An 8683-nucleotide genomic window follows, 5' to 3' on the forward strand; every position below is an offset into this window, starting at 1 on the left:
TTCCCCGCCGGGCTCCTCGCGAGCCCGGCCGCCAAACGCACCTGCTTGCGGCCGTCCACCGGCCTCAGCATCAGATCCGCTCGAAGATCGTGGCGAGCCCCTGGCCGCCGCCGACGCACATCGTCACCAGCCCGTAGCGGGCCTGGCGGCGGCGCATCTCGTACAGGAGGGTCGCCACGAGCTTGGCCCCGGTCGCCGCGATCGGGTGGGCCAGGGCGATGGCTCCGCCGTTGACGTTGACCCTGGCCCGGTCCAGGCCCAGCTCGCGGATCACCGCGAGCGACTGGGAGGCGAAGGCCTCGTTCAGCTCGATCAGATCGATCTGGTCGAGGGTGAGTCCGGCCTTCTTCAGCACCTTCCGGACCGCAGGGATGGGCCCGATCCCCATGGTGGTCGGATGCACCCCCGCGGCCGCCGTCGCCACAACCCGCGCGAGCGGGCTGAGCCCCATCCGCGCCGCGCGCTTCGCATCCATCACGACGCAGGCCGAGGCGCCGTCGCCGATCCCGGAGGAGTTGCCCGCGGTGACCGTGCCGTTCGGCTTGAAGACCGGCGGGAGCTTGGCGAGCTTCTCGAGGGAGGTGTCGCGCCGCGGGTGCTCGTCCGCCTCGAAGACCACGGGGTCGCCCTTCCTCTGGGGGATGATCACGGGGACGATCTCGTCCTTGAACCTCCCGGCGTCGATGGCCGCGATCGCGCGCCGCTGGCTCTCCAGGGCGAAGGCGTCCTGGTCCTCCCGGGCGATCCTGAACTGCTCGGCCACGTTCTCGGCGGTGATGCCCATGGAGGGGTCGATGTCGGCGGGCGCGAGCTGGGCGCGCGCGAACTTTGGCGGGACCCGGCTGAACCCGTCGATCGTGTTGTTCTCCATGAGCCAGACCCGCCGGGTCATGGACTCGGTGCCGCCTGCCACGAACACCTCGCCGTCCCCCGCGCGGATGGCGTTGGCGGCCAGGGCGATGCACTGGAGGGACGACGAGCACTGGCGATCGATGGTCATCCCGGGGACCTCGACCGGGAGCCCGGCCAGGAGGAGCGACAGCCGCGCCGTGTTGCCGCCACCAGCCAGGACGTTCCCGAAGATCACGTCGTCGAGTTCACCGGGCGCCACGCCCGCCCGCTTGATGGCTTCCTGGATGACGACGGCGCCGAGGTCCCCCGGCGTGACAGTCTTGAGGCCCTTGTTCTCGGACCCGACCGCGGTCCGGACCGCCGCCAGGATCACCGGCTCGCCCATGGCTGGCCTCCTTTGCCCTTGTTTCACGGGGACTTACCGCTGGCTCCGAAACGATACCACGGGTCCGATAACGCGCCGCGCAAAATATATCTTGACATGGATAACGCGACGCGTTATGCTGACCGCAGATCATGAAAGGAGGCCCAAGCGACATGAAGACGACGAAGCAGCCCCAGGAACTCTTCGGCGCGGTCACCGGCACCGCCGTCGAGGCGCTCAGCCTCTGGACCGACGCCAACCAGAAGATCCTCCGCGAGCTGGCCGACCTTACCGGCAGCACGGTCAAGGAGGGGGTCCGGCTCTACGCCGAGCTGCAGTCCTCGGCGGTGGAGGCCGCGAAGCAGGGGCAGAGCTACTGGCTGACCCGGCAGAGCGAGCTTGGCGAATGGCAGAAGCACCCCTTCGTCTGGTACCAGAAGACCGTGCTCGACGGGATCGAGGGCACCCAGAAGGCCTTCAAGCTCGTCGAGGGCAACGCCCTGGCCCTCACCCGCTCCGCCGAGCGGCTCCAGGCCACGGCCGAGCAAGCGGCCCGGGAGATCCAGCAGACCTTCGCCGGCCTGGCGACCCAGCTCAAGGCGATCTACACGCCGTCCGACAACTAGGTCTAGCTACCAGCCTGTCGGAGTAATGCCCTTCGAGCGCGGGCTTCGCCCGCGCAACCGATTCCTGGGGGAGGCCTAGGAGGGGGCCGTCGAGGCCCCCTCCGACTTCACCCCGGGGGCCGGAGGGCCGCCGACCCCCGGGGGTCACCGCCCCTTTTTCCGTCCGAGCTTCTCCTCGACGGCCCGGAGTTTCTCTTTCAGCGCCGCGACCTCTTCCTTGAGGTTCTCGACCCCGGGCGCCACCTCGCGCCCCTTCTCCCCCCGACCCGTCCGCTCGGGCGGCGGGACGAGCCCGGACCGCGCCGCCCACTCCCTGAAGATCCGGTCCGCCGCGCGCTGGCTCGTGATGATCCCCTCGAGGCTCGAGCGGAGCGACTTCTGGACGAAGTCCTGCCAGGCCTCGCCGTGCTTGATGAGCTGGTGGAGGAAGGCCGTCGGGAGCGTCGCCCGCCGGTTGCGCTCGCTGTCGAGGATGATCTGCGCCAGGGTCACCGAGGTGAGGTCCTCGCCGGTCGCGGCGTCTACCACCGAGATCTCCTTCCCGGCGCGGATCAGCTCCTCCAGCTCCTCGAGCGTGACGTACCGGCTCTCCTGGATATCGTAGAGCTTGCGGTTCGAGTAGCGCTTGATGACGTAGGCCATGCGTCCCCGCGTCAGTCTAACACTCCGCGTCATCCCCAACAAGCTACTATACTTCGGACGCGGCAAGGAGGGTCCGACCATGAAGCTCAGCGGGCGCACGGCACTGGTGACGGGAGGCTCACGCGGGATCGGGCGGGCGATCGCCCTGGCGCTGGCGGAAGAGGGCGCGGACGTGGCGGTCAACTACATCTCCAGCGAGGCCGCGGCCCGGGAGGTGGCCGAGCAGATCCACAAGCTCGGCCGCCGGGCGATCCTGGCCCAGGCCGACGTCGGGGATTACCCGGATACCTTCCGCATGGCGCACGAGGTGCTGAAGGAGTTCGGCCACCTGGACATCCTGGTGAACAACGCCGGCGTCACCTCGGACAAGACGTTCGTCAAGATGGACCACGCCTCCTGGCGGAAGGTGCTGGCCATCAACCTGGACGGCGTCTACAACTGCACCAGGGTCTTCATCGACCAGATGGTCAAGCAGAGCTACGGGCGGGTCGTCAACATCACCTCGGTGATCGGCCAGATCGGGAACTTCGGGCAGGCCAACTACGCGGCCTCGAAGGCGGGGGTGGCCGCGTTCACCAAGTCACTGGCCAAGGAGCTGGCAGGCAAGGGCATCACGGTAAACGCGGTGGCTCCCGGGTTCGTCGAGACCGAGCTGGTGCAAGCGATTCCGGAACGCGTGAGAACCCGGCTGCTGGACCAGATCCCGCTGAAGCGCTTCGGGCGGGCGGAAGAGGTGGCCCGCGCGGTCGTCTACCTCTGTTCGGCGGACGGGGACTACATCACGGGGGCCGAGCTCTCGATCAACGGCGGCTTATTCATGTGAACGACGAGATCTCGCGCGCGATCCGGGCTCGGCGTGGATACCCAGTCGGCAAGACGAACGCTCAGCTCGCCGCGTAGATGGTGGCTCTCGCGCCGGCCGGGGTGGCCCTGCTCCTCATGCCCCTCCTGCTACCGCCCTGGTACCTGATCGAGCTCTGCTACGCCCTGCTGTACGCCATCGCCTGCCTCGGCCTGAACCTCCTGTTCGGGACCACCGGGCTCCTCTCCCTCGGACACGCCGCCTACTTCGGCGCCGCGGCCTACACCGGGGGCTTCCTCTACTACTTCGGTCCTGTCGGCTCGCTCGAGGCGTTCCTTCTCGCTGGCGTCGTCGGCTCCGCCGCCCTCGCGGCAGTCCTGGGGTTCCTCTGCGTCAGGGCCGTGAGGATTCAGTTCACCATCCTGACCCTGGCCTTCACCCAGATGGTCCACGCCCTGTTCATCACCGGCGCGGCCTTTCGGCCGTTCGGCAGCCTCGGGAAAGGGCTCTACTTCCTGTACGAAGGCGGGCTTTACCTCCCCCGCCTCACCATCGTCGGCATCGACTTCTCCCCCGACGAGTTCATCCCCGCCCTCTATTACGTGATCCTGGCCGCGTTCCTCCTCTCCACGTGGACGTTATGGCGGATCAGCCGCTCGCCGTTCGGGATGGCCCTGCGGGCGATCCGGGACAATGAGACTCGGGCCGCACTGGTCGGTCTCCCCCTCCGCCGGTATCGGTGGTACGCGTTCATTATCTCGGGGGTCTTCGTGGGTCTCGCCGGCGGCCTCTGGGGCCAGCTCGACCGGCAGATCACGCCCGAACAGCTCAACTGGCTCTTCTCGGCTCGGCTGGTCCTGGCGACCGTGCTCGGGGGGACCCGCCACTTCGCCGGCCCCGTCGTCGGGGCGTTCGCCTTCGTGACCCTCCACGACATCGCCCTGCGGTGGACCGAGCACCGCGAAGTGGTGCTCGGTCTCCTGCTCATCGCGGTCGTCTTCGCCTTCCCGGCGGGCCTGGCCGGCAGCGCCTCCCACCTCCTCGACAGAGCAAGGCGCCTTCGAAGGGCGGGGAGCCGGTGAGGCGAATCGTCGGGATGAGGGATTTGCGGGGCTACGGCCGTGACGGCCTGCCGGCGCAGCGCTCGACTTCTGCAAGTTTACCCGCGGAGCGTCTTCATGACCTCCGCGTTCTCGAGGGCGCTCCGCGGGTCCCCCTCGAAGATGAGCTCACCCCGGTCGATGGCGTAGAGGCGGTCGGCGATGCGGGTGGCCGTCCTGAGGTTGGACTCGGCGATGAACAACGGGATCCCCATGGCCTTGATCGCCTTCACCGCCTCGATGAACCGGTTCACCACCACGGGGGCCAGCCCCTCGAACGGCTCGTCCAGCAGCAGGATCGACGGCGAGAGGCTCATGGCCCGCGCGATGGAGACCATCTTCTTCTGCCCCCCGGAGAGATTCAGGCCGAGCCGCTGCGTGACCGCCCGGACCTCGGGGAAGATCGCCAAGATTCGCTCGCGGATCTCGGCGTCGGACGAGGACGTCCCGGGCCTGCGGACGCTCCCGGCCAACCACTGGCTGATCTGGAAGTTCTCCTCGACCGTCAGATCCGGAAAGATCCCCGCATCCTCCGGGGCGTAGCCGATGCCGAGGCGCGCCCGCTCGTACGGGGGCAGCCGAGTGATGTCCTGCCCCTGGTAGGTGATCCTCCCCGACCAGACGGGCAGGAGGCCCATGATGCTCTCGATGGTGGTGGTCTTCCCCGCGCCGTTGCGGCCGACCAGACAGACGACCTCGCCGAAGTTCACCGCCAGTGAGATCCCCTGGAGGATGTGGGCGGCCGCGCGGTAGGTGTGGACCTGTTCAAGCTGGAGCATGGGGGGTCCCCCGAAGGCTCACGGCCCGGCGGTGCCGAGCAGGATGGTCGTCACCTGCTCGTCCTGCCGGATCTTGTCCGGCGGCCCGTCGGCCAGGATCTTGCCTTCGTGCATGACCACGACCCGGTCGGAGTACGTGAAGACGACGTCCATGTCGTGCTCGATGATGGCGGCCGTGATCTTCCCCGATCGCACGATCGACGTGATGATGTCCATGATCGGAGCCTTGTCGCGGGTGCTGACCCCGCTTGTCGGCTCGTCGAGGAACAGGAGTCGCGGCCTGAGGGCGTACGCCACCGCGACATCCAGGAGTTTCCGCTCCCCCTGGGCGAGCCCAGCCGCGACCATGCCTGCCTTCGGCGCGAGCCCGAACTCCTGGAGCACCGCCATTGCCTCGTCGCGCACGGCGCCATCCCGCTCCGCGAGCGCCATGAGCCGCCGGGTCTTGCCCTCGCGGGAGAAGATGGAGAGCGCGACGTTGTCCAGGCACGTGAGCTGGTCGAACAGGTTGACCAGCTGAAAGCTTCGGGCGATCCCGGCCTCGATCCGCTCATGGATCGACTGGTGGGTGACGTCGGCCCCCTGGAAGAAGATCCGGCCGCCATCGGGCGGGAGGAGCCCGCTGATGACATTGACGAGGGTCGTCTTGCCAGCGCCGTTGGCGCCGATCAGGGCCAGGACCTCGCCCTGCGTCACGGTGAAGTCTACCTGATCGACAGCGTGGGTCTCGCCGAAGTACTTCTTGAGCTGCTTGGTCTCCAGGATCTTCACGCGGCCGCCCTCCCGAGCCTCAGCCAGAGTGCTCTCGCCGTCCCCGCGATCCCGGTCGGCAGGGCCAGCACGAGGACCACCAATATGACGCCCAGGGTGAGCTGCCAGTACACGGTGGCCCCGACGACGTAAGCCTTGAGGTAGTTGAACACCACCGCCCCCAGGATGGGGCCGGCGAAGGTCCGGAACCCCCCGAGGACGGTGAAGAAGACGATCTCGCCCGAGAAGGTCCAGTAGAGGATGTCCGGGGTCGTGAGCCCGTTGAGCGGCACCCAGAGGGTCCCGGCGACGCCCGTGAAGACCCCCGACACGAGGAAGGCGACCCACCGGTACTTGCGGACCTGCACCCCGACGAATTCGGCCCGCGTCTCGTTGTCCCGGATGGCCTGGAGGGCTTTCCCGAAGGGCGAGTTCACGATCACCCACATGATCGCGACGCAAACGAAGAAGACCGCGAGGATGTAGTAGTAGTAGCGATGCGACAGAAAATCGAGCTTCGCCTGCGCCGGGCCGACCAGCTCGCTGACCATCCCCCCGAGCAGCGTGGGCGTCGGAACCCGGAGCCCATCGGTTCCCCCGGTGACCCAGAAGAGCTTGAGGGCGAGGCTCCAGAGGACCTGCGAGAGGGCAAGGGCCAGGATCGCGAAGAAGATCCGGGTGTAGCGGACGCAGATGAACCCGAACACGGCGCTGACCAGCGCCGAGGCGAGGATTCCCCCGAGCAGGAAGATCTCCATGGAGCTGACGTGCGCGTACTTGACGAGGAACGCCGCGGCGTACGCCCCGACGCCGAAGTAGGCGGAATGCCCGAACGAGAGGAGGCCCGTGTACCCCAGGAGCAGGTTGAAGCCGAGGGCGGCGATGGCGAAGATCAGGCCGTAGGAAAGCAGGATCGTCTGGTACGGAGGGATGACGTACGGCAGGACGACGAGCATGGCGGCGATGGGGACGACGTACGCGGCGATCGGTTTCATCGCACTCGCCCCAAGGAGATCCGGGGGACCCTCATGCCCGGCCGAAGAGCCCGGCGGGCCGGACGAGGAGCACGATGGCCGCGATGAGGTAGAGGACCGCGAGCTCGATCTCCGCGAAGTACATGATCCCCAGCGTGCGCACGACCCCGACGATGATCGCGCCGACGAGCGCCCCCTCCAGGCTCCCGAGGCCGCCCACCACGACGACGACGAAGGCCAGGACGAGGGCCTCGATCCCCATCCCCAGGACGGCCCCGGAGATGGGCATGATAACCGCCCCGCCGAGGCCCGCCATGAAGCAGCCGATGGTGAAGGCCTGAACGTAAACGCGCTTGACGTTTACTCCGAGGGCGGAAGCCATGCGCATGTCCTGCGAGGTTGCCCGGAGGATGACCCCGAACTTCGTCCGGTACACGACGGCCCAGAGGGCGAGCGCGGCCGTGAACCCGATGGCGATGACCAGGATGTTGTAGTTCGGGTAGACGGCGCCGAAGATCGTCGAGCTGCCCAGGAGGTCCGGGAGCGCGCCCGACGTGAGCGGGTGGGGGCCCCAGAGCAGGTGCATGGCGTCCTCCAGGATCAGCAGGAGTCCGAAGGTGATCAGGAGCTGATACTCCTCGGCGCGCCTGTAGAGCGGCCGGAGCAGGGTGGGCTCGAGGATCGCCCCGACGGCCGCCACCGCGATCGCGCCGCTCAGCAGGAGGAGGAACAGGGGCGGTCCGGACATCGGGCCGACGAGGAGGCCCATGACCCACCCCGTCACGTACGCTCCCAGGGCGTAGAGGTTCCCGTGGGCGAGGTTGACGATCCGCATGACCCCGTAGACGAGGGTGAGCCCCGAGGCGATCAGGAAGAGGATCGACGCGTAGAAGAGGGAGTTGAGGATCTGGGCGGCTAGGATGTCCATGGGCCAGAGACACTCAACGAGGACGGTGTCGGCGGGAGGGGAGGACCCGCCGGCAGCCGGCCGAGCCGACCGCCGGCGGGTCGAGACAACGGCACGCTAGCCACTCGCCGTCGGCCAGGTCTCCTTGATCCAGTTGTACGTCGCGGTCGGGTCGTTGTGGGTCGTACCGGGCTTCGGCCAGCCCGGAGGCGCCGTGATGCTCCGGATCGGCACCGTGATGACGCGCTTGGGGTCCAGAACCGGGAACGGGTAGTCCGGCGAGTTCCGGAGGAATCCCGTCATCGCGTCCTTGTACCCCTGGTGGTTATCCGGCCGGATGTAGATGTACCCCGCAGGCGATGGCCACATCAGGCCCTCGAGCATGGCGATGATCGCCTCGTCGTCGGGCCAGCCGCCCACCAGCCGGTTGGCCTTCTCGACAGCCGCCTTGAGGAGGTACAGCGCGGTGTAGGCCCCCTCGGCCTCGAAGTTCGGATACTCCTTCCACTTGTCGTGGAAGCCCTTTACGAAGTGGACGTTGGGAAGCCACTTGTTCCCCCGGCGGGTAGGTGAAGTGGTAGTTGGCGTGGACCCCGGCGACGATCCCCTCCGGGTGGTCCTTGCCGATCGAGTGGGGGGCGGCACCGAAGGCCAGGGTCGTGGCGTACTTCATCTTCTTGAACAGGTCGTAGCGCATGCTCTGTTTGTAGAAGGCGACGTAGTCGCCGCCCCAGAGCGAGGTGAACGGGAGGTCCGGCTTGGCCGCGATGGCCTTGGTGATGTGGGCGGTGAACTCGGTAGTGCCCAGCTTCGGCCACCCCTCGGAGACGGTCTCGACCTTGCCCAGGAGCTTCTGGAGCGCGATGTTGAAGTGGTCGAAGGCGTTC

At 67.7% G+C, this 8683-nt stretch carries 10 protein-coding genes and 1 pseudogene; 3 read left to right on the plus strand and 8 right to left on the minus strand.

Going from position 1 to position 8683, the window contains the following annotated elements; genetic code table 11:
• Positions 1–70 precede the first annotated feature (70 nt).
• Positions 71–1237 (minus strand): thiolase family protein, encoded by a 1167-nt coding sequence (locus HY726_17545; protein ID MBI4610802.1) that lies wholly within the window; start codon positions 1235–1237, stop codon positions 71–73.
• A 152-nt stretch (positions 1238–1389) separates the two neighbouring features.
• On the opposite strand from HY726_17545, the gene HY726_17550 reads away from it, so the two are divergent.
• Positions 1390–1842: a hypothetical protein gene (locus HY726_17550; protein ID MBI4610803.1), complete on the plus strand. Its 453-nt coding sequence runs from the start codon at positions 1390–1392 to the stop codon at positions 1840–1842.
• 144 nt (positions 1843–1986) lie between these two features.
• Here HY726_17550 and HY726_17555 read toward each other — a convergent pair whose 3' ends face one another.
• A complete protein-coding gene (locus HY726_17555) occupies positions 1987–2484 on the minus strand; it encodes a polyhydroxyalkanoate synthesis regulator DNA-binding domain-containing protein (protein MBI4610804.1) in 498 nt (165 codons plus the stop codon).
• 79 nt (positions 2485–2563) lie between these two features.
• On the opposite strand from HY726_17555, the gene fabG reads away from it, so the two are divergent.
• Both fabG and HY726_17565 read left to right on the plus strand, forming a co-directional pair.
• Positions 2564–3307, plus strand: coding sequence for a 3-oxoacyl-[acyl-carrier-protein] reductase (fabG, locus tag HY726_17560; GenBank protein ID MBI4610805.1), 744 nt, complete (start codon positions 2564–2566; stop codon positions 3305–3307).
• A 77-nt stretch (positions 3308–3384) separates the two neighbouring features.
• Entirely contained in the window at positions 3385–4368 is a 984-nt protein-coding gene (locus HY726_17565; protein ID MBI4610806.1) for a branched-chain amino acid ABC transporter permease, read from the plus strand.
• 77 nt (positions 4369–4445) lie between these two features.
• Here the strand turns inward: HY726_17565 and HY726_17570 are convergent, their stop codons facing one another.
• The 6 genes and pseudogenes from HY726_17570 to HY726_17595 form a co-directional block, all read right to left on the minus strand.
• Positions 4446–5165, minus strand: coding sequence for an ABC transporter ATP-binding protein (locus HY726_17570; GenBank protein ID MBI4610807.1), 720 nt, complete (start codon positions 5163–5165; stop codon positions 4446–4448).
• Positions 5166–5183: 18 nt separating this feature from the next.
• Positions 5184–5936: an ABC transporter ATP-binding protein gene (locus HY726_17575; GenBank protein MBI4610808.1), complete on the minus strand. Its 753-nt coding sequence runs from the start codon at positions 5934–5936 to the stop codon at positions 5184–5186.
• Positions 5933–6910 carry a branched-chain amino acid ABC transporter permease gene (locus HY726_17580; protein ID MBI4610809.1) on the minus strand — a complete coding sequence of 326 codons (978 nt, stop codon included), beginning with the start codon at positions 6908–6910 and terminating at the stop codon, positions 5933–5935. Before HY726_17580 ends, HY726_17575 begins: the two co-directional genes overlap by 4 nt.
• A 31-nt stretch (positions 6911–6941) precedes the next feature.
• On the minus strand, positions 6942–7817 hold the full coding sequence (locus HY726_17585; GenBank protein ID MBI4610810.1) for a branched-chain amino acid ABC transporter permease: 876 nt from the start codon (positions 7815–7817) through the stop codon (positions 6942–6944).
• Between the two features lie 96 nt (positions 7818–7913).
• Complete coding sequence (locus HY726_17590) at positions 7914–8441, minus strand: ABC transporter substrate-binding protein (GenBank protein MBI4610811.1); 528 nt, start codon at positions 8439–8441, stop codon at positions 7914–7916.
• Positions 8374–8661, minus strand: a pseudogene (locus tag HY726_17595) (ABC transporter substrate-binding protein). The gene HY726_17590 and the pseudogene HY726_17595 overlap by 68 nt, the downstream one beginning before the upstream one ends.
• Between the last annotated feature and the right edge of the window lie 22 nt (positions 8662–8683).

The organism is Candidatus Rokuibacteriota bacterium (genome assembly GCA_016209385.1).
Taxonomy (GTDB): domain Bacteria; phylum Methylomirabilota; class Methylomirabilia; order Rokubacteriales; family CSP1-6; genus JACQWB01.